Raw genomic sequence first — 24,266 nt, 5'->3', positions numbered from 1 at the left:
CCCGTCCAGTTCTCGTTATCGGCGTCGCCCCCCGCCCGTCTCGTCAGCATGCATGTGACACGACAGATCAGCCGCCGCACCATGCTCAAGGCCACGGGCGCCGGAGCCGTCGGCCTCGCCACCGTCGCCGCCCCCTCGGTGGCCGCGGGCGGGTCCTTCGCGCACCCAGGCCTCCTCCACACCGGCGCGGACCTCGCCCGTATGGCCGCCAAGGTGAAGGCCGGCGCCTCCCCCTGCGCCGCCGGGTACGCGAAGCTGACCGCCAACCGGCGTTCGCAGAGCGACTGGACGTCCAATCCGCCAATCCGCAGGCCATCGTGTACAGGGGCACCGTGTACACATGCCCGCCTGAGACGTGGCCCGGGCAAAGGGCCGAGCCACCGCTCAACTCGCCGTCGCTGGGATGCCGGTCGACGTCCCACGAAGGCGCCCGCACCAGCCTCGCTCCACCCGTGTGCCCCATCCGTGCCCTTCAGGGCGGACAACAGCGGTCACCATGGGTACGTTCCCGGCCCGACTATGGCACCCTGTCCCGTGTTACCGCAGGTCAGCGCGCTGTTCGGCGAGCAAGCGCCGTCGCTTCCCAAGCTGAGAGCGCGAGTTCGATTCTCGTCACCCGCTCCACGATGAAACCCCAGATCAGTGACCTGGGGTTTGTTTGTTGTCCAGACCGCCGCAGTACTAGTCGTTCCTCGTGAAGGTGCCGAGACCGCTCGTGTCGAGGTTCTCGACCCGGACCTTGTCGGCGCGTCCGCCGGACCCGACGGTGAAGGTCACGCCGGACAGGCCGACGGCCAGTTCGCCGGTGGTGCGGTAGCTGAAGGTGTCGCCGTCGTAGTGGCTCAAGGGGAACCGTTGCTTCTTGGGCCCGAGTTGCATGGTGAGTTCGTCCCCCTGGGCGCTGACGGTCATCGGGCCGTAGTAGTCATTGGCGTACGTTCCGGTGTAGGCGCTGTTCGCCTTGGCGGGTGCGGGCGAGGCCGGAGGCTTGCTGTAGTCGACCTCCGAGTGTTCCCCCTGCAGGGTTTGCTGGAAGATCGGCCCGAGGAACTTCAGCCAGTCGACGGTCGGCCCGCCCGTCTGCACGGTGTCGAGGAACGTGGCGGAGATCGCCTCGGGTACGCCGATGGGCTCGCCGTTGGTCAGGACGACGATGCCGAGGTTCTCCGAGGGCAACAATGCGACGTTGGTGGCCGCCCCCAGCGCGAAGCCGCCGGAGTGGCCGATCTTCAGCCTGCCCTGGTCGTCGTAGCTCACGTTCCAGCCGAGCCCGTAGAACCCGGTCCTGCCCGCGGGCGCGTGCGGCGGCTCGGAGGTGCTGTACGGCAGGTGGGTCTGCTCCAGCGCGTCGGCGTCGACGACTTGCCGCCCCTCGAACTTGCCGTTGCCCAGTTGCAGGCGCAGCCACTTCGTCATGTCCTGGGCCGTGGAGCTGGCCCCGCCCGCCGGGCTCTGGGCGTCGGGTTGGCGCACATGCTCGGCTTGCCAGGTGCCCCCGGTCTTCACATGCAAGTCGGCCTTGTTGTCCGCCTTCTCGTAGTCGGCGTAGGAAGAGCTGGTGGAGTCCATGCCGAGCGGCTGGTACAGCTTCTCGGCGGACAGCTTCTCCCAGCTGGTCCCCGCTGCTCGCGCGGTGGCTTCGGCGGCTTCGGTCAGCCCGAAGTTGGTGTACGCGTAGTGGGCACGGAAGGGGGCCAACGGTTCGTAGCGGAGGTGGTTCAGGATGTACGAGCGGTCGTAGCCGAGGTCCTCCAGCTGGTCTCCGGCGTGGTCGGGCAGTCCGCTGCGATGCGAGAACAGGTCGGCCAGCGTGACATGGCGGGTGACCCATGGGTCCTTCAGCTTGAAGCCGGGGCTGTGGTCGACGACCGGGTCGTCCCAGCCGACGGTCTCCTCGCCCACGGCCGCGGCGACCACGGTGGACGCAACGGGCTTGGAGACCGAGGCGAGCTGGAAGACGGTGTCCGGTCCGATCCGGTCCTTGGTGCCGGCCTTCCGCACGCCGAAGCCCTTCAGATACAGCACCTTGTCGTCGTGCACCACACCCACGGCGACTCCGGGCACACCGGTGCGGCGCATGGCGTCCCGTACGACGTCGTCGAGCTGGTTCACCGCGTTCTCGACCTTGGCCCGGGTGAGCTGTGCCGGTGGCTGGGCGGGCGGGACGGTGGGCAGCGGCGACGTCCCGACGGCCGCACGGCCGGCGGCGGTCGCGGCGGTGGTGTCGGCGTCGGACCCGGTACAGCCGACGGCCAGGGCCACCACCAGGCCCAGTGCCGCGACGGAGCGAACGGGGCGGGGGCATGCGCTGTCGAGTCGGGACATGTCTTTCATGGAAATCCCTCCCCCGGCTCCTGTCGCGCCCTGGCAGACCGTTCGGGGCATCCGGCGTACGCCGTCACGCTCGCCCGTTCAGGCCCGTGGCGCCGACCGTGCCCACATGGCACGTACGCGAAAGGCAGGGCCATGTGTCACCTGGATGCGCGGGGTCGTGTGGACTGAACGCCGCAAGTACGACGTGTACCGGATCGCAGAAGGGCGTCCGGCCACGGCTGCCGGGAACCGGCGAGTCCATGATGAGCTTGAGAATCGGGTCCCGGCCGCGCATGCGTGAAGGTTCGAACCGGTGCTGCCCCGCGCCTGCCGCCGTGCCGCCGCACCGGCGCACCGGCGCACCCCGCCGACAGCAATATTCGTGCGGTGAGTCGGGAACCTCCGGGCGCCCGACGGCGTTCGTGTCACTGAGGGCCGGACGAGCCGAGCCTCGGCTCGCAGTGCCCAACTGCTGATTACGTACGACGACTTGACCGGGGGGCAAGTAGCGTGCAGCAGCACCGCGCACACCCCACGCGTCCGGCCGCCGTCGTGCTCTCCGCGCTGCTCGCCGCCCTGGCCTTCTTCCTGCCGGTGTCGGTCAAGTCGGCGTCCCGCCCGTCCTCGACGGGCACGGCCGCGACGGCGTCCGCGCAGGCGTCCGCGACCGCCGACGCGCAGCGACCCGTCACCGTGGCGCGCCCCGTGCTCGCCCACGCCCACGCCCACGCCGTGCCGTACCCGATGCACGGCTTCCTGGGCCCTGGCGCCGGGGAGGCTGCCCCGCACCGTGCTGTCGGCGGCCCCGCCGTGGTCGTGGCGGCCGCGGCCGCGGGAGCGAGCCGGGGCGGCCACGTGTATCGCCCGCGTGGCCCGCCGTCCCGATGGAGCACTGAAGTCCGTATCGACGCCTGACGGTTCGCCTCCGCGCCCGGCGCAGACGTCGATTCCGTCTGCCTGCCCATCGTGGAGAACTCATGTCTCGCGCGCCCATGTGGCGGGCGATCATCGCCCTAGGTGTGATCGCCGCCTCGCTCTTCTTCGCTCTCACTCAGTCCGCCCGCCTCGGCCTCGACCTGCGCGGCGGCACCCAGATCGTCCTGGAGACCAAGGACTCACCCGTCGTCGAGGCCGATGCCGAATCGACCCAGCGGGCCCTGGAGGTGCTCCGCCAGCGGGTCGACGCGCTCGGCGTGTCCGAACCGAGCCTTTACCGGTCCGGAGAACAGCGGATCTTCGTCGAGCTGCCCGGCGTACAGGACCCGCGCGAGGCCGCCGAAGTCATCGGCCGCACCGCGCAGTTGACCGTCCATCCGGTGCAGGGCCTGACGGACAAGCAGGACGCGGACAAGGGGAAGCCGGCCAAGGACGGCTCGCGCACCCTGGCCGACCCCGACCAGAAGGGGGCGTTCCTCAAGCTCGGGCCCACCGCCCTCACCGGCGACGGCGTCAAGGACGCCGAAGCGGTGCTCGACCAGCAGACGATGTCGGGCTGGACGGTCAACCTCACCTTCCGCGGGGAGGCGGGCAAGGACTGGGCACGGATCACCGGGGCGGCGGCCTGCGCCCCGCAGGGCGCCCCCGAGCGGCGCGTCGCCATCGTCCTGGACGGCAAGGTCCTCTCGGCGCCCGGCGTCAACCCGGACGTGGCGTGCGAGGTCGGCATCTCCGGCGGCTCCACGCAGATCACCGGCGGCTTCGACCGGGAAGAGGCCCGCGAGCTGGCCGCGCTCGTCAAGGGCGGTGCGCTGCCGGTGCCCGTGGACGTCGTGGAGCAGCGCACCGTCGGCCCCACGCTCGGTGCCGACGCCATCGCCGCCAGCACCCAGGCCGCGATCATCGGGCTCGCCCTGACGGGGCTGTTCATCCTCGTCGTCTACCGGCTGCTCGGCGCCCTGGCCACCCTCGCGCTCGCGCTCTACGCGCTGATCTCCTACGCCGCACTGGTCGCCCTGGGCGCGACCCTGACACTGCCCGGACTCGCCGGTTTCGTCCTGGCGATCGGCATGGCGGTGGACGCGAACGTGCTGGTCTTCGAGCGTGCCCGCGAGGAGTATCTGGGAGTCCGTGCCACGAAGTCGGCCTCGACTCAATCGGCCTCGGCTCAATCGGCCTCGGCTCAATCGGCCTCGGCTCAATCGGCCTCGGCTCATTCGGCCTCGGCTCATCTGGACAAGTCGCTGCGTACTGGCTTCGGCGAGACCTTCAGCGCGGTCGTCGACTCGAATGTGACCACGCTGCTCGCGTCCGGGCTGCTCTTCTTCTTCGCGACCGGACCCGTCAAGGGTTTCGGCGTCACGCTCTCCATCGGCGTCCTGGTGTCGATGATCTCGGCCCTGGTGATCACCCGGGTCATCGCCGACTTCGCGATCCGGCGCCGCTTCGTGCGCAACCGGCCCGCCCTGACCGGGATCACCTCCACCGGCCGCGTGCGTGCCTGGCTCGCGCACCGCAAACCCCGTCTGGTGCACCACCGACGCCGCTGGCTCGGCGTCAGCACGCTGCTGATCCTGGTCGCCGTCGCCGGAATCGGCCTGCGCGGCCTGGACTTCGGGGTGGAGTTCACCGGCGGGCGCCTGGTCGAGTACAGCACCAGCAGGCCCGTGGACGTGGACACGGCGCGGGACGCGGTCACGGACGCCGGGTTCCCGCGCGCGGTGGTGCAGGAGTCGGGGAACGGGGACATCTCGGTACGCACCGGTGAGCTGAGCAACGACGAGCAGCACACGATCCGAACGGCGCTGGCGAAGGAGGGCGGCGAGGTCACCGTCGAGCGGGACGAACTGATCGGCCCGAGCCTCGGGGACGAACTGCGCCGGCAGGCGCTCATCGCGCTCGGCATCGCCGTCGCGGCCCAGCTGGTCTACCTCAGCGTGCGGTTCCGGTGGACGTTCGCCGCCGCGGCGGTGTCGGCCATGGTGCACGACGTGCTGCTTGTGGTGGGCCTGTTCGCCTGGCTCGGCAAGCCCGTCGACAGCGTCTTCCTGGCGGGCCTGCTCACGGTCATCGGGTACTCCGTCAATGACACCGTCGTCGTCTTCGACCGGGTGCGCGAGGCGCGCCGCCGCGATCCGGCGGCGGACCTGGAAACCACCGCGAACAAGGCCGTCATCCAGACGCTGCCGCGCACGGTGAACACCGGTATGGGCGCGCTGTTCATCCTGGCAGCCCTGGCCGTGCTCGGCGGTGACTCGCTCGCGGACTTCTCGGTGGCGCTGATCGCCGGCGTGGTGATCGGTATGGCGTCGACGGTGTTCACTGCCGTGCCGATCGCCGTGCAGCTCGAGGGCAGCCACCCGGCGCCGCCAGTGCGCCCCGGGCGCAGCGAGGACAGCGGGGACAGCGGGGCGCGCAGGCCGCTGGAGCGACGCGGGCGGGCGCGGGATTCAGGCGCCGTGGTGTGACGAGGCGCGGAGGCCGGCGGGGATGACGCGGAGGGCCGAGCGCATCCCCACCAGCCGCCTGGTCATCCCCGGAGAGGCCGGATCGGGGATGACGGTACTGGTGGAGCGTCTTTTGGTGGGTGACGCCTCGCGGAGGAGCCGCACCTGCGGGGTGGCCGGGAGACGGACGGCCACGTGGGCACCGGGCGGATACCCGTGTTGCGCTTCTGGCCCCCGCAGGTCGGCCATGGCCCGCGTCGACCGCCCTTCTCCAGGAGTGCGAGGCTGCGCAACGACGCGTGAAGGAACGGAGAGACTTCGGCGAAGCCGAGATCCGGGACCGCGCGAGGACGACCCGGGCCTGCCTTACCGGCAGGCGGCTGTCCGGCACGGACGTGGGTCACGGGTGGGCCGGGAGCCAGCGCTGCTGGACGGCGCGTACGCCGGCCTCGAAGCGGCTGCGCGCACCGAGCCGGTCCATCAGCTCGGAGGCGATTCGGCGGGCGGTGCGATGGGACACTCCGAGGCGCTTGGCGATGGCCTCGTCGGTGTGCCCCTCGGCGAGCAGGCGCAGGGCGGTGGCCTGCTGACCGGTGAGGCCGTGCGCGTCGATGGAGACGAGCTGGCCGAGGGGCTGGGCGGATTCCCAGGTGGTCTCGAAGAGCGCGCACAGTGCGGTGAGCGTGCCCTGTCCGGTCAGGAGCACCGCGCCGGCGGCGGTGTCGTCGCTGCTGACGGAGATCATGGCGATCCGCCGGTCCATGAGGATCATCCGCGTGGGAAGCGACGGCACCGTGCGGACCTGACCGCCCAGCCGGGCCAGCCAGTTGGCGTGCTCCACGGTGGGCCGATGGGCGCGCACGCTGTCCAGGTAGATCGTGCGCATCCGCACCCCGCGGCCGAGCAGGTCCTCGTTGAGCGGCCGGGACGCGGCCATGTTCTCCGCGGTCTGCGGCCCGCCCGGCGCGAACGCCAGGAACTCCTCGCGCACCTCACGGGTGAGCACGGCCAGCCGGTCGCGGATCTGGTCGAGCCCCACCAGTTGCTCCACGCCGGGGTGACTGGCGGCCGGCCGCAGCTCGGCGTACTCCGAGATGAGCTGGGCCGCGGCCGCCCGGGAGGCCTCCAGGCGCTGCTGCTGCGCTGCCAGCTGGGCCTGCTGCCGGGCCATCAGGATCTCCATGCCGATGTCCGGCGAGACCGCCCGCAGCCGCCCCGCGTCCCCGGCGGCGGGACGTGCCAGCGCCAGCTCGCTCAGGGTGTCGAGGGCGTCGCGCACCTCCTTGTCGGACAGCCCCACGGTGTCGCCGAGGTCCGCGACACCGGCGGCCGGGTGTCTGAGCATGGCGCGGTACACCGTCTCCGCGACGGAGTCGAGTCCGAGTGCGGTCAGCACGTGCGTCCCCCCGTTTCTGCACACAACGACCCCTCTTCAGCGCCGATCTTCGCAGAACAGATACGTTTCGTCACAGGGAAGGCCGGAACGGGCCAGGGACACAACCGGCCACCTGGCACGCCGACTTGGCGAGCTCATCCGTTGAGACGCTGGAGCGCATGTATCTCGTCCACGCGCATCTGGAACTCCCTTCCGGCGACCGTCTGCCGTCGGATGTCCGCGAGTTGGTGCGCTCGTCCATCGTCCCCGGCGACCGCGTCGAGCACGTCGCCGTGCATCCCCGCTCCCCCTCCAGGCTCACCCTGGGCTTCTACCTGCTGGCCGACAGGCTGGGAGAGGCCGAGGAGCGGGCCGTCCGCGTCTGCGGCCGACTGCTGTGCGACGTCCCGCAGTTGGCGGCGGCGCGACTGACGGGTGCCGGGGTGCCACTGATGCCTCTGGCGTTCGAGGCGCAGCCGACGGACTGAAGCGGCCCGTGTGGACGTATCGGTCCAAGGCCCTTTCCGTCCACCGAGGAACCCTTCTCATGGGCCCGGGCCACGACGAACCTGGTGATCGCCGGCCAGGAAGCGCGTCACCGCGGGACGCGACAGCGGGCCGGACCTCACACCTCGCCCCGGAAGGACGGACAGCCATGCCTCGCACCCGTATCGCCGATGCCGCCGCGGTCGTCTCCCTCGTCGTCGCCGTGGCCCTCGCCGCCCCGGCCGTCACCTCGGCATACGGGACGGACGCCGCTGAGTCCGCCTCCGTCGTCACCGCAGACGCCGGCTGGCAGGCCGCCCCCGCCGACGCCGGTTGGCAGTAAGCCGCCCGCGCCGCCACTGACGGCGACTCCCACGAGTCCCACAGCCGACCCGCATCCCACGCCTGACCTGCTCGTCTGCCCTGCCCGACCTCAACCGCCCCCGGGGGAACCAGAAGTGAAGAACATCCGCACCAACGGCCGTAGAGTCGCAGGTCTGCTGACCGCCGCCGCCCTGAGCACCGGACTCCTCACGGTGACCGCCCCCACCGCCGACGCGGCGACCAGCTGCTCGGGCGGCGTCAACATCTACGGCGTACTCACCGACGGCAGGCTCACCTTCAGCCAGATCAACCCGGCCACCGGCGACCTCGCCAAGGTGCTCGTCGGACCGGACCTCGGCTTCGAGCCGCAGGCCATGGCGACCCTCAACTTCAACACCGTGCTGATGACATCGACCAGCGGTGCCCTCTACCGCATCGACATCAAGACCAACAACACCAGCCTCGCCCTGCTGAACCCGCCGGTGAGGATCGCCGACAGCGGCTGGACCCACAACAAGCTGACCTACGACGGTCACGGCCACCTCTACGGCACCACCGCCTCCGGCCTGCTGCTGCGCTACAACGTCACCGAGGACAAGCCGGCCGGCTCCCAGCACATCGGCGTACGCACCGAGATCGACACCGGGTTCGTCCTGAAGACCCTCACCGCCACCGGCGACGACCGGCTCGGCGCCACCACCGAGGACGGCCGACTGCTCGACTACACCATCGCAGGCGCCGGTTCCTGGAAGGGCAACACCCTGAAGTCCTCCGGCTGGTCGGGCTTCAACCAGCTAGTCTCCCCGGGCAGCGGGCTGTACTACGGGCGGCTCTCCACCGGGGCCATGTACTGGTACAAGGACGCCAACCCGACCGACGGCTCCGGCGCGGACATCACGTACCACCTCGACGACCCGGTCAACACCAGTGGCTGGACGCAGAAGCTGCTGTCCGCGCAGCCCGGCACGTACACCTGCACGACCTCCGTGGACACCGTCGACCGCAACAACATCACCGAGGTCAAGGCAGCCGGGCGCCAGCTGATGAACCAGAAGGACGCGGCCTGGGCCAACACCACCCAGTGGGCCTGCCTGGAGAACCTCTGGGATCACGAGAGCGGCTGGCGCTGGAACGCCACGAACTCGTCCTCCGGCGCGTACGGCGTCCCGCAGGCGCTGCCCGCCACCAAGATGGACGTCGCGGGCGACGACTGGCACGAGAACCCGCTGACCCAGATCAGATGGGGCCTGAGCTACATCGACGGCCGTTACGGCTCTCCGTGCAACGCATGGAACTTCTGGCAGGCGAACAACTGGTACTAGACCGGTAGTTACGGACTTACGGACTTACGGACACGACAAAAGGGCGGCGCCCCCTCGGAGGAGGGGGCGCCGCCCTTTTGCCGTGCGGGCGTGCGGGCGTGCGGGGCTGCGGGGCTGCGGGGCTGCGGGGCTGCGGGTCAGGATGCGCACTCGGTGGAGGGGGGCTCCGTGGAGTTGGCGATGCCGTTGACCCGGAGCTCGACGGAGCCCCCGTAGATCTCGCTGATTGGATTTGGCGGAGACCGTCTGCCAGCCAGGTATGCCGAAAGGGCCCCGCCGGTGTCGGCGGGGCCCTCGGGGGCGACGGGGCGGGGCTGCGGCTGGGGCGTCAGGCGATCTTGACGTAGCGCAGGGCCACGTACGCCGAGGCCGGGTGGCTGTCGATGGTGCCGCTGTAGGCGTTCGCGGAACGGTAGTTCATGTCCGAGTCCGGGCTGCCCTCGGAGTAGTAGTAGAAGGTGCCGGCGTCCTGGTCCTTCCAGCCCGCGAAGAGGACCGCGTGCCCCTCGCTGCTGGAGTTCAGCGCGTCGCCGGGCCTCAGGTCGGCCTTGGAGATCTGCGTGGCGGCGTTGTCGAGGGTCTGCGTCGTCAGCGAGGAGGTGAGGTGCCAGGCCATGGAGACGAAGCCGGAGCAGTCGGTGCGGTAGGTGTCGTCGCCCTCGATGTCGGTGGCGTAAGCGGTCTGGCTGTACTGGACGTTGCGGTTGTACCAGTCCTTGGCCCGGGTCATGACCTCGCTGCGGTAGATCGTGCCGCCCTGCACCGAGTGCGGCGGGGCCGGGGGCACGTAGGCGCAGTTGTCCGCGTACGCCGACAGCAGGGTCTGCGTCCAGCCGGAGGCATCCACCGGGTCGCTCGGGTGGTACGCGATGTCGGAGCCGTCCGCGTCGGTGGGGTCGGCGTCGTGGTACCAGTACATGCCGCCGTTGGTACGGCCGTAGTAGAGGCCCCCGCCGGGGGAGGACAGCGAGTCGACCGCCGACCAGCCGCTCGACTTCAGCACCGCGCGGTCCCAGTCGTTCACACCGTTGATCTTGTAGCTGAGCAGGCGTCCGTCCGAGGTGGAGGCGATGATGCGGTCATCGCCCGCGGCGGCCAGCGTCTTGAGGACAAAGCCCGTGTCGATCACGACGTGCTGGCCTATGTGGGCCGACCCGGAAGGCTTGTCCTGCGACACCAGGTACTGGTGAAGCTGCCCTTCGACCGTGCCGTAGAGGTGGCCGGCGCCGTCGTAGACCATCTTGTCGAAGGTCCAGCCGCCGTCCCAGATCTTGGTGACTCCGGCGAGAGCGAGGGAGGTGTTGTTGGTCTGGATGTCGACGCGGTAGAGGTCACCGGCCGTCGAAGTGACCAGCACCGTGTTGAAGTTGAGCGTCGCCATCGCCTTCGGTGTGAATCCGAGGTTCGGGCCTATGAGCGTCTTCACGCGGTCGCCGGTGTTCGGCTCGATCTGCGTGTACGTCAGCCGGCCGTCCGACAGCGTGCCGTAGATCGACACACCACCGGTGCACGAGGCGACGGCCTGCGCGGCCCCGCCGGTGACGGTGACCAGCCCCAGGGACATCGCCCCGACGGCAAGGGTGGCGGACGTACGGCGAAGGACGTTGCTCAGCTTCATGGTCTCTCCTGCGGCAAGGAAGTCGAGTGGGCGAACGCACGACCCTGGCCCGGACAGCTGCCCTGCAGGTGCAGCTGTGAGGGTTGTTCACGGGTGTGACGCCCGGTGTCAGGAACTACTTTTGCCGCAGGTCAGGGGTGCCGGAAGAGAGATCCGATGGCCGCAAACGTCCCTGGCCGGTTGTGTCCTGACGGGGCGTCGGCCCATGACGGCGCGCCCGGGTATGCCGGCCTACGGGACCACGGCCGCCGGAACGACCGTCGGGGCTCTCGGCCCCGTCCTGCCCCGGCTCGGGCGGGTCGCCGGCCTGCCGGCATCGCGCACTTCCCGGTTCCTCGGATCCGAGCACAACCTCAACGGCGACGGCGACGGCTCAACGCTGACGACCTTGCCCGTGCCCCGGGCTCCGTCACCCTCCCGCGGGCGGCGGCACCTGCGCCGAGCCGGGCTCACCGGGGACGAGGGGCCTCCGCCCGATCCACTGGGGCGGTCCCGGTGACGGCACCAAGCGGTTTCACCGGATGCGGTGCTTCGTCCAGAAGGGGTCCAGGTCGGTGTCCGTCACGGACTGTGCGGCCTTCTTGAAGTCGGCGGTGGTGGAGACGCCGTACCAGTGGTCGCGGGCGTACCGCTTGAGGAGTCGCGCCATCGCGTCGGCTCCGATGGTGCGCTCCAGGCGGGCCAGGGCGCAGGAGCCGGCCGTGTAGACGAGGTGGTATTCGCCTGGGTGCTTGCTCCAGTAGGCCATCGAGTTGGTGAGCGCGGTCTGCTCGCTCGACCAGTCGGCGTCGGACCAGCAGTCGCGTGTGTCCCAGCCGTAGAAGCGTGCGTTGGCGTATTGGGCGAAGCTCTCGTCCAGCCAGGGTGCGCCGTATTCGTCGTTGCCCACGATGCCGTACCACCACTGGTGGGCCACCTCGTGGACGACGGCGCTGCCTTCTTCGGTGGTGCCGAGGATGACCAGGCCGGGGTACTCCATACCGCCGCCGAAGTCCTTGGTCATCACGAAGTCGATCTCGCCGTAGGGATAGCGGCCGAACTCCTTGCCGAACCGGTCGACCGCGGCGACGCCGTCCTTGCGGTTGAGGCGTACACCCGCCGCGGGCGTGTTCGGCGTCCAGTACGACTTCACGCGCACACCACCGGGCGAGGTCTCCATCGCCGTGCGGAACGGTCCCGCCGCCCACGCGAAGTCCCGCACCCGCTGCGCGAGGCTGTGCGTGACCGTGCGCCCGGGCTTGCCGTGGCTGGTCCAAGTGCGGCCCGTCGCGGGGACCTTGAGGGCCGACGGGTGGTCGATACGCACACGGAAGTCGCTCGCCAGGGCGTAGAAGCTCTCGCCGGCCGACACGTAGGGATCGAGGTGCCATCCCTTCGCATCGTGCACGGCGAGCACCGGCAACGCATTGCCCAGGAAGCGGAACGCGCCCTCGCGGCCGAAGCGGTCGTTGCGCCGGGGCACAGTGATGGACACGTCGAAGGAGACGGCCGTCCGCTCACCGCGCGCGAGCGGCTCCGGCAGGGTGATGCGCAGCGCGGTGCAGTTCACGGTGAGGCGGCCCGCACTGCCACCGCGCACCTTGGAGATCCTGACCGGGGGCGGCTTGCCCGGCGTGCCGCACTTGTCGACGCCGTTGCCCCACAGACGTACGTACACCTCACGCAGGGGCCGGTCGGAGGCGTTGCGGAACGAGACCCGCTGTCGGCCGGTCCAGTGGGAGCCGTCGGCGTCGCCGCGCAGGGACACGTCGTAGCGAAGCCGATCGGGCGTCGCGACCTCGGCCTCGGCCTTGGCCTTGGATGCCGGTGCCGTCACGGCACCGGCACCGGTGGTGCCCGCCGCCACGAGCAAGGCGAGCGGGACAACAAGCAGACGACGACCGGCCCTTGACCACCACGCGGGTGCGCGTAACGACGACATGGCAGCGGATCATGCCACACCGGTCTGACAAATGGCGGGGATCAGGACGGCCGTCCCGTGCCCCGAGTCTGCGTCAACCCGTGGCAGATCGTTCTGCGGACTGTGGCCGTCGAGGTGCCGGGCGATCCAGATGGGCGACCACTGTGGCGTAGAACCGGTGCACGGCTTCGTCGACACTGCGGATGAAGCCGGACTCGGCGTTGCCACGGCTGCTGCCCATGCCTTTGAAGAGAGACAGACGGAAACCGGTGATCCGCGTGCCGTTCTTCGGCAGCATGTCCGCCGGCTCCGGGCGCAGCCGTTCCAGTGTGCCCCGTGGGCCTCCTGCCTCGCCCTCCACCAGCGTCTCGACGTGGAGGTCGGCGGGAGCCTCCGCAAGGCGTCGGACGAGCTGTTTGGCCCAGGTGAGGGGATAGCCCTGCTCGGGCGCAGGAGTCTCGATGGAGGTGCGGAGTTTGCCGGTACGCAGGTCTGCTGTGATCGCGAGAACGCCGGGTGTGCCCTCGATGCGCAGCTCGGCCTGGAGTCTCCCTTCGAGACAGAGCTGGTCGGCAAGGCGGGTTCGGCGGGCCCCTGGATCGGTTCCGCGCTTCGCGCGCTGGACGGGCAGCACCTTGTGCCCGAGCTCGCCCCCGAGCCTGAGACAGACCTGGCGGACGAGCCGCTCCCAGCTCTCCACCACCTCAAGGGCCCGTGGATCTCCCTGGCACAGGGTCTCGTCGTCGATTCCGTTGCGTACGGGGACCCAGGCCGCACCCATGTTCTGGAAGCCGTGACATCCGGAGTTCTCGTGCTGGAGGTAATGCAGCAGCTCCTGGAGCAGCCAGGCGTGTGCCATGTTGCCCACACCCTCGTGCCGGATCAACATCTGGGCCTGATGGGCTACTTCGGCCCAGGACAGGTGCCAGAGAGCCACCTTGTGCTTGCGCCGTCCGTCGATCCTGACGTCGACCAGCGGGCTGCCTTCCAACGCGACGTCGTTCGACAGGGTGATGACCGCCTCGTAGCCTCGGCGGGCGGCGATGTCCATGTACGCCTGCACCTGCTCGGCCTTGAGGGCGTTCCCGTTCGTCTTGGTCTCCACCAGTGCCGTCCACAGTTTGCCGGCCCGCTCGATGCGGATCACACCGTCAGGGCGTCGCGGGCTGTCGCCGTGCGGCAGTGAGACCTCGGTGAACGTCTCCATGCGGCCCGCGGGTGATCCGAACGCGGCGGTGAGTCTCCGGCCGAACTCCGGGATCTGCGTCATCACCGACAACAGCACCGAGGTGGCCCGCATTTCTCGGTCCCGATCGCTCTTGAGCGCGGAGACCGGAAAGAGCCTGGCCTCCTTCCAGGACTCGTTCTCCGCCAAGGACTTCTTGACGGCCTTGGGCAGGGTGACCTTCTTCCTGGCGGTGCGGGGCCGTGCGGGCGGCTTCCTCGGTTCGGCGTCTTCGTCGGATTGCCGGGGCGCCGGGATGGCCTCCAGGGTCGCTTGCGGTTCGCGATCGGCGACGGGCTTGGGGCCGGTCGTATCCGTCTGCGCTTCGCCGGCCGCGTCGTCCAGCGCCTCCTCGGCAACAGCGTCGTCCTCGATGTCGACGCCGAAGTCCGTTGCCAGGCCCGCCAGTCCGGCGTCGTAGCCCTGTCCCACGGCCCGTAACTTCCACTCTCCGCCGCGGCGGTAGAGCTCACCGAAGATGAAGGCGCTCACCGGGCCGGCGTCCTCGATCACGAATCGGAGCAGACTCTCGCCGGAGCCGTCGGCCAACATCAGCTGCAGATCGTCCAGTTCGCCGAAGTGGGCTCCGCCGTACCGGCTCGCGGACACCACGATCCGATCGATGCCGTCCGGGATCGCGGTCAGGTCGAAGCCGATCCGGTCCTTGTTGCCACTCCCCGTGGGCGTCTTGCCCAGGAGCTGCACGCTCCCGTCCGAAGCGACCGGATTGTTGTAGAAGTAGAAGTCGGCGTCGCTGCGCACCTTGCCGTTTGCGTCCAGCAGCAGAACGGAGACATCCGCGTCGCCCTCACCCGTCGGGCTGGTCCAGTCCAGACTCACGATCACGGAGTCGACGCTTTCACTGAGGGCCGCCAGACCGACGTTGGCACCCTTGATCAACTCGTACATAACCCCCCACCCCTTCAGCGCACGCCATACATGGGTGGCCGCCCCTCGCCCTCTGTCGGCCAACCCGGTGTGACGTGCCACACACTCAACGCACAGCGGCACTCTAGTGTCAGGCGGGCGCAGCCCGTGGGCGGTCCCGCCGGAAATGTGGGGGGTGCGGTACGGGCGCTCGACATGGCCTTCTATCGGCCACCTTCGAGTGCGTCGCCGCCGTCACGGGCCAGGCGCTCCAGTGGTACGGCCCCGAAGCCGGGAAATAACCAACGGCATGGACGTCCGACCGAGCACCCCCCTCCCCCCCAGCAGGCACGGATGCCTTGAGATGGCAGCCAATCACGTAGCGACGCGGCGCTGACCTGCACGGCGACGCCGCGCGGTTGCGGATCAAGGCGATCGGATCACTCTTCGGAGAACTGGTCAGTGTCGAAGAGCTGGTTGATGTGTCCGCCGAGTTCGGACCAGTGCTGGGCCGATCTCGATCCGGAGCGAGGTCTCCTCGCGGTACCTCGCGGTAGCACTCCACGCGCCCCACCCGGGCTCATCCGCCCGCCCGTTGAGAATCGCGTTGGTCACCAGCCCCGAGATCATCGACGCGCGGTCGTCGATCGTGCGGGTGGGGTCGTACGGGGCGATGAACTTCCTGAACCACCGCCGAGCCCGAGGGCCTGATCGGCTCTCCCCGCCTGCCGCGGGACAGGACGTGTCGCCGGCGCCGGTCCCGTACCGGCCAGAACAGGACATATGCGGTGGAGGTCACGGCGAAGGCCAGGCGGATCAGTCCACGCGTCGCGTCATCGGGAACGACGAAGACCGTGCCGTACAGGGTGATCAGCCCGATCCAGCTCCACCAGGGCACCAGGCGCCGCTGCCCGATCACGTCCCACAGCAGTGTGCCCAGCAGGACGGAGGCGGTGTAGTACGTGTAGACGCTGGGGTCCAGGGCGATCCGGGCGTTGGCGCCGAGCAGGACGACGGCGGGCCAGCGGCCTCGCCAGACCGCGACGCAGCCCAGCGCCAGCCCCACCGCGGCCTGCGCGGGCCGGTCCCAGGCAGGGGTTCGGGGATCGTCGACGCCGAGCCAGCGCAGCGCGGATGCGGGCTGGTTGGGGATGGTGAACTCGGCTGCGGCGAACGACTGCGGGGCGCCGAGGAGGAACGGCAGCCAGGCGAGCGCGACCAGAGCCGCACACCACAGACCCGCGCGCAGCCACTGCCGTCTCGGCAGTGCCAGCAGCAGCGGCAGGAAGGCCAACGCGGTCGGTTTGGAGTCCATGGCCAGGGCCAGGAAGATGCCGGTCGCGGCAGCGTTGCCGCGGGTGAGGGCGTGTACGGCCAGAGCCGTGAAGAAGAGTGCCAGAACGTCGTCGAGGTGGCCGAAACGGACGGCGACCTCGATCCACATCGGGATGAAGGCCAGGCCCGCTATCAGCACCCGCTGCCGCAGCCGCTGGTGATTGGTGCCGGTGCCCAGGAAGTGCCAGGCGGCGCTGCGGCCGGCCACCACCAGGATCAGCAGACCGAGCAGGGACATCACGCCGGCGGCCAGGAACTGCCCGACGGCGTCGGGAAAGGGGTTGAACAGGCCCGCCGCGAGGAAGCTGACGGGACCCATCTGCAGTTCGGGGTGGTGGGCGTACAGGTTCAGGCCGCCGTCCGGCCTGCTCGGGCCCGCGTAGAGCAGCTCCCCACCCGTACGCAGATAGTGCCAGGAGAAGCCCCCGTGCGGCTGGACCACGGCGAACCACAGGATCGTCCACGCGGCGAGCAGCACCAGGTGCACCCGCTGGCTGATGACCGACACGCCTTCTCCCTCTCGGTTCCTGTCGCCTCGCACGGTCCCCCCAGGCCGTGCGCCCCTCCTTGAGATGGCTGAAAGGCGAGGCAGGTTCTTTCGAGGAGGAAGCGGCCGCGCTCGACGCGTCACCGGTGCGTCGCCGTATCCCCGCGGAAATGTCCGTGATCGGTAACAGGTGGATCCCTCGGCCGCCTTCTCCCCTCTTGCCGGATGCAAAGGCCCCACAGCGACGGCAAGGAACAGATGACATGGTGCGAAGTGGCGGTCGGGGATGGTTCGGCAAGGTGCTCGCGGCGGCGCTCGGGGTGACCGCGGTGGCCGCCCTGACCTCGTTCTGGGACGCGCAACTCGGTTCCACCGGGGGACAGCCCGCACAAGCGGGCGTCTCGGCGCCTCCTGCCAGGTCGCACACTCAGCCGCAGGGCCGGAAGGCGGCGCCCGTATCGGCAGAAATCGTGCATGCCTCGGACGGTGGTGCCCGTAGCGTCAACATCACCATCGACGACGGACCGGACCCCGTGTGGACACCACAGGCGCTCCGGGTCCTGCGGGACAACGGCGTGAAGGCCACGTTCTGCATGGTGGGCACCCAGGCCCGCGCCCACCCGGACCTGGTCAAGGCGGTGGTGGCGGCCGGGCACCGGCTCTGCGACCACACGGTTTCGCACGACGTCACCATGGACCGCAAGCCCCAGGCCTACCAGTCCCAGCAGATCCTGGACGCCGAACGCATGATCACCGAGGCGTCCGGGGGCGTCCGCCCGCTGTACTACCGGGCCCCTGGAGGTGCCTTCACCCCCTACAGCCGCCACCTCGCCGCGTCCCGTGGAATGCGCCCGCTCGGCTGGAACATCGACTCCAAGGACTTCGAGCGCGCCGGCACGAACACCATCGTCGCCACCGTCAAGAACGAGATCTCCAACGGCCCGACCCTCCTTTTCCACGACGGGGGCGGAGACCGCTCCCAGACCGTGGCCGCCCTGCGCGAGGTTCTGCCGTGGCTGAAAGAGCAGGGGTACTCCTTCGGCTTCCCCGTGCGCTGACCGCGGCTCGACGTGGCCTAGAGGGAGCTGGTCCGGTAGCGGCCGCGGAATTCGGCCAGCAGCTCATCGGTCGCTTCGGCGCCGGCGCTCACGGCGGCGTGGACGTCGCGGAAGTAGTTCTCGTATCCGGCGGGGGTGTAGAGGCACAGGGCGCGTGCGGCGACCGTGCCCGCGTTACGGAAGCCGTGCGGTGTGCCGCGGGTCGCGGCGAGCAGATGCCCGGGACCGGCCGTCACCTCGCCGTCCCCGGTGTGGAGCGTCAACTCTCCCTCGAGGACGTAGAAGTACTCGTCGTGTCCTTCATGCACGTGCGGCCTGGCGCCAATGGTGCCGGGGGCGAGGCTGAACTCCTCGAAGGCGAAGTGCCCGCCCGTGTGCTCGCCGGTGAGGCGGAAGAAGTGCGCGACACCGGCGACGTCTATGAGCTCACCGTCCGAGGGGCGGCGCAGCAGCGGCCGGGCGGGGTTCCGGGACTGATCATCGGTCATGGGGGCATTGTGGCCCCGCGCAGCGGCGCCGGGCGGACGCCCGGGTCCGAATCCGACGGTGTGGGCCCCGCGGGCCCGGACGCCGTGGTTCGTCCGGGCCCGTTCCATGCCGCATGCCGCTTGCCGGGTTCATGCTTCGGCGGTGGTATTCAGGTCGTGCAGCCACGCTTCGAGGCCCGCGCCGAGGGCCGCGGTCGCGGTGGGTACGTCCGCTTCGACCTGGGTGCCGGTCCAGGTTTCCTCGGTGTGGACGTGCACGCCGCCCTTGACCTTGCTGAAGGTCCACAGGTGGACACCCTCGTCGATGCGCAGCCCCTCACCGATCGCGGGTCCGCTCCACAGGATGCAGTTGTGGCGCTGGAGTTCCTGGACGGTGGAGGTGATGGCGAGGGTGGTGGCGGGGGTCGTGGGGGTGGCGGGCGCGGGGGTCGTCCACCGGAACCGCGAACCCGCCTTCAGGCGGCCGGGGTCGAGACGTTCGGCGGTGGTGACAGGGGGCTGCCAGGACGGCCAGCGTTCCACGTCGGTCTGCAGCTTCCAGACAGTGCCCAGCGGCGCCTTGATCACGATGTCGGACTCGTAGCGGATGAGGGCGGTGGTGTCGACGCCTCGCCCGCCGCACTGGGACGTTCCGCCGTGGGGGGCGGCCTGCGCGGTCGGGATGGTGCCGGCGTAAACGGCCGTGACGGCGAGCGCGACCGTGGCCGCGGCCTTGCCCGCGCGGGGCCGGGGCTGCTGACCGGGTGAGTTCGACGGGCCGGTGCTGAACATGGTGTTCCTCGCGTTTCGTTGGGGTGATCGGATCGGGCCGCTCGGTGCCTGCTACGGATTCAGGACGACCTTTCCGGCGACGGTGCCCGACTCGGCCAGCCGCAGGGCGTCGGCGACGCGAGTGAGCGGCAGTTGCGCGGCGATCTGGGCGGTGAGCTCGCCGCGCTGGAGGGCCGCGAAGACCTGGGTGAGGTCGGTGCGCAGGCGGGCGCGGAAGCGGTTCCTGGCCAGGGCCCGGCCGGCCCAGACATTGAAGAAGTACGCGCGGCGGCGGTTGGGCATGGCGTTCCACAGCCACACCCGGCCGAGCAGCTTGAGGACAGGCCACTGCTTGGAGCCCTCGTCGTCCCGGGTCGAGGCGCTGCCGTACGAGACGAGGGTGCCGCCGGGGGCGAGGAGGCGCCAGGAGTCGACGATGCCGCGGCCGCCGACGTGGTCGAAGACGGCGTCCACCCCGCGGGGGGCGAGTTCGCGGATTTGTGCGGCGACGTCGTCGGTGCGGTAGTCGACGGGGACGACTCCCCTTTCCCGCAGGGCCTCGTGGTGGCGCGCGGACGCCGTGCCGATCACCTGCGCGCCCGCGGCCTGGGCGAGCTGGACCAGAACCGATCCGACGCCGCCGTTCGCGCCGTGCACCACGACGGTGTGCCCGGCACGGACGTGGGCCTTGCGGTGCAGCATCTGCCAGGCGGTGACGCCGTTGACGACGAGGGTCTCCGCCTCGGCCGCGCCGATGCCGTCGGGCACCGGCACCACGTCCGCCGCGTCGACGAGCACGTGGCTGGCCCAGCCACCGACCTTGACCAGCGCGGCGACCCGAGTACCGGCCAGGCGCGGCTCGACGCCCTCGCCGATCGCCAGCACCGTGCCTACGAGGTCGTAGCCCGGTACGAACGGGAAGGGCGGCTGGTCGTAGTAGCGGCCACGGCGCATCTGCTGCTCGGCGAAGGAGACGCCGGTCGCCTCCATGCGGATCACGACCTGGCCGGGGCCTGCGGCGGGTACGGCTCCGTGCCGGATCCGAAGCCCTTCGGGCTCGACCTTGCCCGGCAGGACGACCTCGACGAGCCCTTCGGTGTTCATGGCGACGACCTCCACAGAGTCGTTGAGTTACTTGGCTTCGCGTTCGTTAGAAGTTATAACCTCGTCGATTCGGAAGTGTCAATAACTTCAGTGATAACCTCTAACAATGGTGAACTCGGAAGCGAAGACTCCGCGTGAGCGCTACCGCGCCCAGGTGCGTACGGAGATCAAGCAGCGCGCGTGGGAACAGATCGCCACGGCGGGCGCGTCCGCCCTCTCCCTCAACGCGATCGCCAAGCAGATGGGCATGAGCGGACCCGCGCTGTACCGGTACTTCGACGGCCGCGACGAGCTGATCACCGAACTCGTCAGGGACGCGTACCGAAGCCTCGCCGACACCTTCCGCGTGGCCTCGGAGGCCGGTGCCGATGTGACCGCGCTGGCGCACGCCCTGCGGGGATGGGCCCTGCAGGACCCCCAGCGTTACTTCCTCATCTACGGCACACCCGTCCCCGGCTACCAGGCGCCCGCCGACACCACCGCGATCTCGTCCGAGATCATGGCGACCCTGTTGGACGCCTGTGCCGCGCTGCCCTCGGACGGGCGGGCGACACCGTTCGAGGCGCACCTCGAAGGCCACCGGGACTGGGCGGACGGCCATCCCGCCCCGTCCGCGGCCCTCCACCGGGCCCTGACCTTCTGGACCCGGCTGCACGGCGTCCTGTCCCTGGAACTCGCCGGCCACTTCACCGGTATGGGAATCGATCCCGCACAGCTCTTCGCCGCCGAGCTGGACGGCCTGGCGGGTGCCCCGGCGAACTGACCACGTCACGCCCCGCCTTGGCGCGGCCCGAGGACCACAGTCGGTCCCACGCGACTCGGCGGCCCCACCGACCTGAGCGGCACTCCGACCCGCCCCGTTCCGGCCGCTGGTCGGTCGAGTTGTCCGCGAACTCCTGCGGGATTGTCCGTGATCGGTAACGGACGCATCCTGTGGCCGCCGCCGCTCGTCCTGCCAGGTGATCGCAAGGCGATCGAGGATCGGTGAGGAACTGCGCGAAGGCGGGGCGGACATGGCACGGCACGGCGGCGGGCGGGGCTGGTACGGCAAGGTGGTCGGGGCGGCGCTCGGGGTGACGATGCTCGCCGCCGGTGCCTCGGTGTGGACCGCGCAGGCCGGTGCCGTGGGCGGCTCGGCGCCGAAGGCGACCGCGTCGGCCACGCCGGGCGGTGACGTCAAGCCGGTCGCGGTGGGCATCGTGCACGCGTCGGACGCGGGGGCGCGCGGCGTCAACATCACCATCGACGACGGGCCCGACCCCGCGTGGACCCCCCAAGTGCTCGACGTGCTGCGGGAGTACGGGGTGAAGGCCACGTTCTGCATGGTGGGGACGCAGGCGCAGGCGCACCCGGACCTCGTGAGGAAGGTGGTCGCGGCCGGGCACCGGCTGTGCGACCACTCGGTGTCGCACGACACCACCATGGACAAGAAGTCCCAGGCCTACCAGTCGCAGCAGATACTCGACGCCGAACGCATGATCACCAAGGCGTCCGGTGGCGTACGGCCGATGTACTACCGGGCGCCCGGCGGGGCCTTCACCCCCTACAGCCGCACGCTCGCCGCCTCCCGGGGCATGCGCCCGCTGGGCTGGAACGTGGACACCAAGGACTTCGAGCGGCCGGGCACGGACGCCATCGTCGCCACCGTCGAGCGGGAGCTGCCGAACGGGCCGACGCTCCTCTTCCACGACGCGGGAGGCGACCGCTCCCAGACCGTCGAGGCCCTGCGCCGGATCCTCCCCCGGCTCAAGGAGCAGGGCTACTCGTTCGGCTTCCCGGTGCGCTGAGCCCCGGCTCACCGGGGGTGCAACCTCAACCTCCCTCCACCTGCAGCCGCGTCGCCGCCCAGCTGGCCAGGAGCTTGAGCCGGTCCTCGTCCGAGGTGCCCGGTTCCGCGGTGTAGATGGTCAGGGAGTGCGCCTCGTGGGCGGACATGGGCAGGTCGAGGGGCTGGTAGGTCAGCTCCAGGGAGCCGGCCTCGGGGTGGTGGAAGCGTTTGACGCCGCCGTGGTGGATGCGCACGTTGTGGGCGGCCCAGCGGGTGCGGAACTCGGCGCTGACGGTGGACAGTTCACCGACGAGCTCGCGCAGCGCCCTGTCGTTGGGGTAGCGGCCGGCTTCGGCGCGCAGCAGGGCGACGGTGATGTTGGCGGCACCGTCCCAGTCGTCGACGAAGTCGTGCGAGCCGTCGTCGAGGAAGTAGAACCGGGCGAAGTTCGGACGGCCGTGTTCTCCCGCGGTGCGGCCGTGGAACATGGGGGCGAACAGGGCGCGGGCGAGTGCGTTGGTGGCCACGATGTCCAGGCGGCCGTTGACGACGAACGCCGCGGACAGGGTCATCGAGTCGAGCAGCCACTGGACGCGGGGCGGGATGTCCACGGACTTGCGGCGGCGCCGGGTCGCGGGGCTGGGCCGGGCGGCTTTGGCCAGGTCGAACAGGTAGGTGCGCTCGTCGTCGCTCAGCTGCAGAGTGCGGGCGACCGCGTCGAGGACGTCCTCGGAGACGCCGCTGATGTGCCCCTTCTCCAGCCGCGTGTACCACTCGGTGCTCACGCCCGCTAGGACCGCGACCTCCTCGCGGCGCAGCCCGGGGACCCGGCGCCGGCCGCTGGTGGGCAGCCCGACCTGCTCCGGGGTGAGCTGGGCGCGCCGACGGGCGAGGAAGTCGCGGATGTCGGCGCGGTTGTGGGAGCGGCTTTCCATGCCGTCCACGCTACGGCCGGAGACCCGGGCAAGGGGGGTCGAGCTTGTACCCCCTATAAACGCGGCCTCCCACACCGGCGGGAGGGGCGCTTTCGTGGGACGCGCACCCCGATCTCGATCCTGCGGAGATGAAGCATGCCAACGCGAGGAGAGACCCTCCACGCCTCCGTCGACTCCGCCGATCCAACCGTCGGTGACCACGAGCAGCCACCCACCCGGCTTCCGCTCGTCGTGTACGTGATGGCCCTGGGCACGTTCCTGATGGGCACGACCGAGTTCATGGTGGCCGGCCTGCTGTCGGAGATCGCCGGTGACGGGCGCTCGCCGTCCTCGGGGCGGCCGCCGGGGGACCTGCCCGGAGCGGACGTCCGGGTGCTCGGGTGATGCAGGGGACGCCGCCCGCGCGCCGCACAGCGTTCACCGGTCCGGGCCATTCAATTCAATCCAATTGCCCGAAATAATCCCGGCCGCCCCGGCGACCGGTCAGAACCCCAGGAGTAACTCTCATGCGCGCTGCTGTCCTGCACGCTCCCGGCGACGTCCGGGTGGAAGAGATCACCGGCCCGGAGATCACCGCCCCGACGGACGCGATCATCCGGCTCTCGGCGGCCTGCGTCTGCGGCTCGGACCTGTGGCCCTACCGCGGCATCGAGGCCCTCGACGGCCCCGCGCGGATGGGGCACGAATACGTCGGCGTCGTCGAGGAGGTCGGCAGCGAGGTCAAGAACGTCAAGCCCGGCCAGTTCGTGGTCGGCTCGTTCGCCACCTCCTGCGGCATCTGCGAGATCTGCCGCTCCGGCTGGCCGTCCTCCTGCGTGAACCGCGTCTTCCAGTCCGGCACCCAGGCCGAGCGGGCCCTGATCGCCAACGCCGACGGCACCCTGGTCCCCACCCCGGGGATGCCCGACGCCGACTTGATCCCGCACCTGCTCGCCGCCTCCGACGTGCTGGGCACCGGCTGGTTCGGCGCGGTCGCCGCCGAGGCCGGCCCCGGCAAGACGGTCGCGGTCGTCGGCGACGGCGCGGTCGGCCTGCTCGCGGTCATGGCCGCCAAGCAGCTCGGCGCGGAGCGGATCATCGCCATGAGCCGGCACGAGTCCCGTCAGAAGCTGGCCCTCGAGTTCGGCGCCACCGACATCGTCACCGAGCGCGGCGACGAGGGCGTGGCGAGGATCAAGGAGCTGACCGGGGGTCTTGGCGCCCACTCCGTCGTCGAGGCGGTCGGTACCCAGGAGTCCATGCAGCAGGCCATTCGCTCCACCCGGCCGGGCGGCCACGTCGGCTTCGTGGGCGTCTCCCACGACGTCGCCCTCGACGGTCAGGAACTGTTCTTCTCCCAGGTCCACCTGGTCGGCGGCCCCGCCCCGGTGCGCCAGTACCTGCCCGAGCTGATCGACCTGATCTGGCAGCGGAAGATCAGCCCCGGCAAGGTCTTCGACCTGTCCGTCCCGCTCGACGAGGCGGCGAAGGCGTACAAGGCGATGGACGAGCGGCGCGCCATCAAGGCCCTGCTCACCGTCTGACCGGG

General features: G+C 70.3%; 20 protein-coding genes. 10 read left to right on the top strand and 10 right to left on the bottom strand.

Features of this window, described 5'->3' with window-relative positions; genetic code table 11:
- Nucleotides 1-681: 681 nt before the first annotated feature.
- The gene (locus tag AB5J49_RS25265; RefSeq protein WP_369170947.1) at nucleotides 682-2,334 is read right to left on the bottom strand and encodes a serine hydrolase; all 1,653 of its coding nucleotides are present in this window, start codon (nucleotides 2,332-2,334) and stop codon (nucleotides 682-684) included.
- A 489-nt stretch (nucleotides 2,335-2,823) separates the two neighbouring features.
- On the opposite strand from AB5J49_RS25265, the gene AB5J49_RS25260 reads away from it, so the two are divergent.
- Complete coding sequence (locus tag AB5J49_RS25260; RefSeq protein WP_369170946.1) at nucleotides 2,824-3,228, top strand: hypothetical protein; 405 nt, start codon at nucleotides 2,824-2,826, stop codon at nucleotides 3,226-3,228.
- A 62-nt stretch (nucleotides 3,229-3,290) separates the two neighbouring features.
- Nucleotides 3,291-5,717 (top strand): protein translocase subunit SecD, encoded by a 2,427-nt coding sequence (secD, locus tag AB5J49_RS25255; RefSeq protein ID WP_369170945.1) that lies wholly within the window; start codon nucleotides 3,291-3,293, stop codon nucleotides 5,715-5,717.
- 379 nt (nucleotides 5,718-6,096) lie between these two features.
- Here secD and AB5J49_RS25250 read toward each other — a convergent pair whose 3' ends face one another.
- On the bottom strand, nucleotides 6,097-7,092 hold the full coding sequence (locus AB5J49_RS25250; protein ID WP_369170944.1) for a LuxR C-terminal-related transcriptional regulator: 996 nt from the start codon (nucleotides 7,090-7,092) through the stop codon (nucleotides 6,097-6,099).
- 158 nt (nucleotides 7,093-7,250) lie between these two features.
- On the opposite strand from AB5J49_RS25250, the gene AB5J49_RS25245 reads away from it, so the two are divergent.
- From AB5J49_RS25245 to AB5J49_RS25235, 3 genes are all read left to right on the top strand, one after another.
- Complete coding sequence (locus tag AB5J49_RS25245; RefSeq protein WP_369170943.1) at nucleotides 7,251-7,559, top strand: hypothetical protein; 309 nt, start codon at nucleotides 7,251-7,253, stop codon at nucleotides 7,557-7,559.
- A 167-nt stretch (nucleotides 7,560-7,726) separates the two neighbouring features.
- On the top strand, nucleotides 7,727-7,900 hold the full coding sequence (locus AB5J49_RS25240) for a hypothetical protein (RefSeq protein ID WP_369170942.1): 174 nt from the start codon (nucleotides 7,727-7,729) through the stop codon (nucleotides 7,898-7,900).
- Between the two features lie 115 nt (nucleotides 7,901-8,015).
- A complete protein-coding gene (locus AB5J49_RS25235) occupies nucleotides 8,016-9,203 on the top strand; it encodes a tachylectin-related carbohydrate-binding protein (RefSeq protein WP_369170941.1) in 1,188 nt (395 codons plus the stop codon).
- 328 nt (nucleotides 9,204-9,531) lie between these two features.
- On the opposite strand, the gene AB5J49_RS25230 is transcribed toward AB5J49_RS25235, so the two are convergent.
- The 4 genes from AB5J49_RS25230 to AB5J49_RS25215 form a co-directional block, all read right to left on the bottom strand.
- Nucleotides 9,532-10,821, bottom strand: a complete 1,290-nt coding sequence (locus tag AB5J49_RS25230) for a hypothetical protein (RefSeq protein WP_369170939.1) — start codon at nucleotides 10,819-10,821, stop codon at nucleotides 9,532-9,534.
- 514 nt (nucleotides 10,822-11,335) lie between these two features.
- The gene (locus AB5J49_RS25225; RefSeq protein WP_369170938.1) at nucleotides 11,336-12,742 is read right to left on the bottom strand and encodes a M1 family metallopeptidase; all 1,407 of its coding nucleotides are present in this window, start codon (nucleotides 12,740-12,742) and stop codon (nucleotides 11,336-11,338) included.
- Nucleotides 12,743-12,815: 73 nt separating this feature from the next.
- Nucleotides 12,816-14,855 (bottom strand): TerD family protein, encoded by a 2,040-nt coding sequence (locus AB5J49_RS25220; protein ID WP_369170936.1) that lies wholly within the window; start codon nucleotides 14,853-14,855, stop codon nucleotides 12,816-12,818.
- A 538-nt stretch (nucleotides 14,856-15,393) separates the two neighbouring features.
- A complete protein-coding gene (locus AB5J49_RS25215; RefSeq protein ID WP_369170935.1) occupies nucleotides 15,394-16,656 on the bottom strand; it encodes a hypothetical protein in 1,263 nt (420 codons plus the stop codon).
- 242 nt (nucleotides 16,657-16,898) lie between these two features.
- Here AB5J49_RS25215 and AB5J49_RS25210 point away from each other — a divergent pair, with 242 nt between their 5' ends.
- Nucleotides 16,899-17,693 (top strand): polysaccharide deacetylase family protein, encoded by a 795-nt coding sequence (locus AB5J49_RS25210; RefSeq protein ID WP_369170934.1) that lies wholly within the window; start codon nucleotides 16,899-16,901, stop codon nucleotides 17,691-17,693.
- 17 nt (nucleotides 17,694-17,710) lie between these two features.
- On the opposite strand, the gene AB5J49_RS25205 is transcribed toward AB5J49_RS25210, so the two are convergent.
- The 3 genes from AB5J49_RS25205 to AB5J49_RS25195 form a co-directional block, all read right to left on the bottom strand.
- Nucleotides 17,711-18,181 (bottom strand): cupin domain-containing protein, encoded by a 471-nt coding sequence (locus tag AB5J49_RS25205; RefSeq protein WP_369170932.1) that lies wholly within the window; start codon nucleotides 18,179-18,181, stop codon nucleotides 17,711-17,713.
- Between the two features lie 129 nt (nucleotides 18,182-18,310).
- Complete coding sequence (locus AB5J49_RS25200) at nucleotides 18,311-18,952, bottom strand: SRPBCC family protein (RefSeq protein ID WP_369170930.1); 642 nt, start codon at nucleotides 18,950-18,952, stop codon at nucleotides 18,311-18,313.
- Between the two features lie 51 nt (nucleotides 18,953-19,003).
- Nucleotides 19,004-20,035: a medium chain dehydrogenase/reductase family protein gene (locus AB5J49_RS25195; RefSeq protein WP_369170928.1), complete on the bottom strand. Its 1,032-nt coding sequence runs from the start codon at nucleotides 20,033-20,035 to the stop codon at nucleotides 19,004-19,006.
- A 106-nt stretch (nucleotides 20,036-20,141) separates the two neighbouring features.
- Here AB5J49_RS25195 and AB5J49_RS25190 point away from each other — a divergent pair, with 106 nt between their 5' ends.
- Both AB5J49_RS25190 and AB5J49_RS25185 read left to right on the top strand, forming a co-directional pair.
- A complete protein-coding gene (locus AB5J49_RS25190) occupies nucleotides 20,142-20,798 on the top strand; it encodes a TetR/AcrR family transcriptional regulator (RefSeq protein ID WP_369170926.1) in 657 nt (218 codons plus the stop codon).
- A 250-nt stretch (nucleotides 20,799-21,048) separates the two neighbouring features.
- Complete coding sequence (locus AB5J49_RS25185; RefSeq protein WP_369170925.1) at nucleotides 21,049-21,822, top strand: polysaccharide deacetylase family protein; 774 nt, start codon at nucleotides 21,049-21,051, stop codon at nucleotides 21,820-21,822.
- A 25-nt stretch (nucleotides 21,823-21,847) separates the two neighbouring features.
- Here AB5J49_RS25185 and AB5J49_RS25180 read toward each other — a convergent pair whose 3' ends face one another.
- On the bottom strand, nucleotides 21,848-22,738 hold the full coding sequence (locus AB5J49_RS25180) for a helix-turn-helix transcriptional regulator (protein WP_369170924.1): 891 nt from the start codon (nucleotides 22,736-22,738) through the stop codon (nucleotides 21,848-21,850).
- A gap of 135 nt (nucleotides 22,739-22,873) precedes the next feature.
- Between AB5J49_RS25180 and AB5J49_RS25175 the strand changes: the two genes are divergently transcribed.
- Both AB5J49_RS25175 and AB5J49_RS25170 read left to right on the top strand, forming a co-directional pair.
- The gene (locus tag AB5J49_RS25175) at nucleotides 22,874-23,122 is read left to right on the top strand and encodes a hypothetical protein (RefSeq protein WP_369170923.1); all 249 of its coding nucleotides are present in this window, start codon (nucleotides 22,874-22,876) and stop codon (nucleotides 23,120-23,122) included.
- Between the two features lie 122 nt (nucleotides 23,123-23,244).
- Entirely contained in the window at nucleotides 23,245-24,261 is a 1,017-nt protein-coding gene (locus tag AB5J49_RS25170) for a zinc-dependent alcohol dehydrogenase family protein (RefSeq protein ID WP_369170921.1), read from the top strand.
- The last annotated feature ends 5 nt before the right edge of the window (nucleotides 24,262-24,266 follow it).

It is taken from the genome of Streptomyces sp. R28 (assembly GCF_041052385.1).
GTDB lineage: Bacteria > Actinomycetota > Actinomycetes > Streptomycetales > Streptomycetaceae > Streptomyces.
This window is presented reverse-complemented; position numbering and strand designations above follow the sequence as displayed.

Bases quoted from the DNA above. Each gene is read 5' to 3' on its own strand.
- AB5J49_RS25170 (WP_369170921.1), top strand. From the start codon at position 23,245: ATGCGCGCTGCTGTCCTGCACGCTCCCGGCGACGTCCGGGTGGAAGAG.
- AB5J49_RS25190 (WP_369170926.1), top strand. From the start codon at position 20,142: ATGGTGAACTCGGAAGCGAAGACTCCGCGTGAGCGCTACCGCGCCCAG.
- AB5J49_RS25210 (WP_369170934.1), top strand. From the start codon at position 16,899: ATGGTGCGAAGTGGCGGTCGGGGATGGTTCGGCAAGGTGCTCGCGGCG.
- AB5J49_RS25225 (WP_369170938.1), bottom strand. From the start codon at position 12,742: ATGTCGTCGTTACGCGCACCCGCGTGGTGGTCAAGGGCCGGTCGTCGT.
- AB5J49_RS25230 (WP_369170939.1), bottom strand. From the start codon at position 10,821: ATGAAGCTGAGCAACGTCCTTCGCCGTACGTCCGCCACCCTTGCCGTC.
- AB5J49_RS25195 (WP_369170928.1), bottom strand. From the start codon at position 20,035: ATGAACACCGAAGGGCTCGTCGAGGTCGTCCTGCCGGGCAAGGTCGAG.
- AB5J49_RS25240 (WP_369170942.1), top strand. From the start codon at position 7,727: ATGCCTCGCACCCGTATCGCCGATGCCGCCGCGGTCGTCTCCCTCGTC.
- AB5J49_RS25265 (WP_369170947.1), bottom strand. From the start codon at position 2,334: ATGAAAGACATGTCCCGACTCGACAGCGCATGCCCCCGCCCCGTTCGC.
- AB5J49_RS25220 (WP_369170936.1), bottom strand. From the start codon at position 14,855: ATGTACGAGTTGATCAAGGGTGCCAACGTCGGTCTGGCGGCCCTCAGT.
- AB5J49_RS25180 (WP_369170924.1), bottom strand. From the start codon at position 22,738: ATGGAAAGCCGCTCCCACAACCGCGCCGACATCCGCGACTTCCTCGCC.
- AB5J49_RS25205 (WP_369170932.1), bottom strand. From the start codon at position 18,181: ATGACCGATGATCAGTCCCGGAACCCCGCCCGGCCGCTGCTGCGCCGC.
- AB5J49_RS25175 (WP_369170923.1), top strand. From the start codon at position 22,874: ATGCCAACGCGAGGAGAGACCCTCCACGCCTCCGTCGACTCCGCCGAT.
- AB5J49_RS25185 (WP_369170925.1), top strand. From the start codon at position 21,049: ATGGCACGGCACGGCGGCGGGCGGGGCTGGTACGGCAAGGTGGTCGGG.
- AB5J49_RS25200 (WP_369170930.1), bottom strand. From the start codon at position 18,952: ATGTTCAGCACCGGCCCGTCGAACTCACCCGGTCAGCAGCCCCGGCCC.
- secD (WP_369170945.1), top strand. From the start codon at position 3,291: ATGTCTCGCGCGCCCATGTGGCGGGCGATCATCGCCCTAGGTGTGATC.
- AB5J49_RS25245 (WP_369170943.1), top strand. From the start codon at position 7,251: ATGTATCTCGTCCACGCGCATCTGGAACTCCCTTCCGGCGACCGTCTG.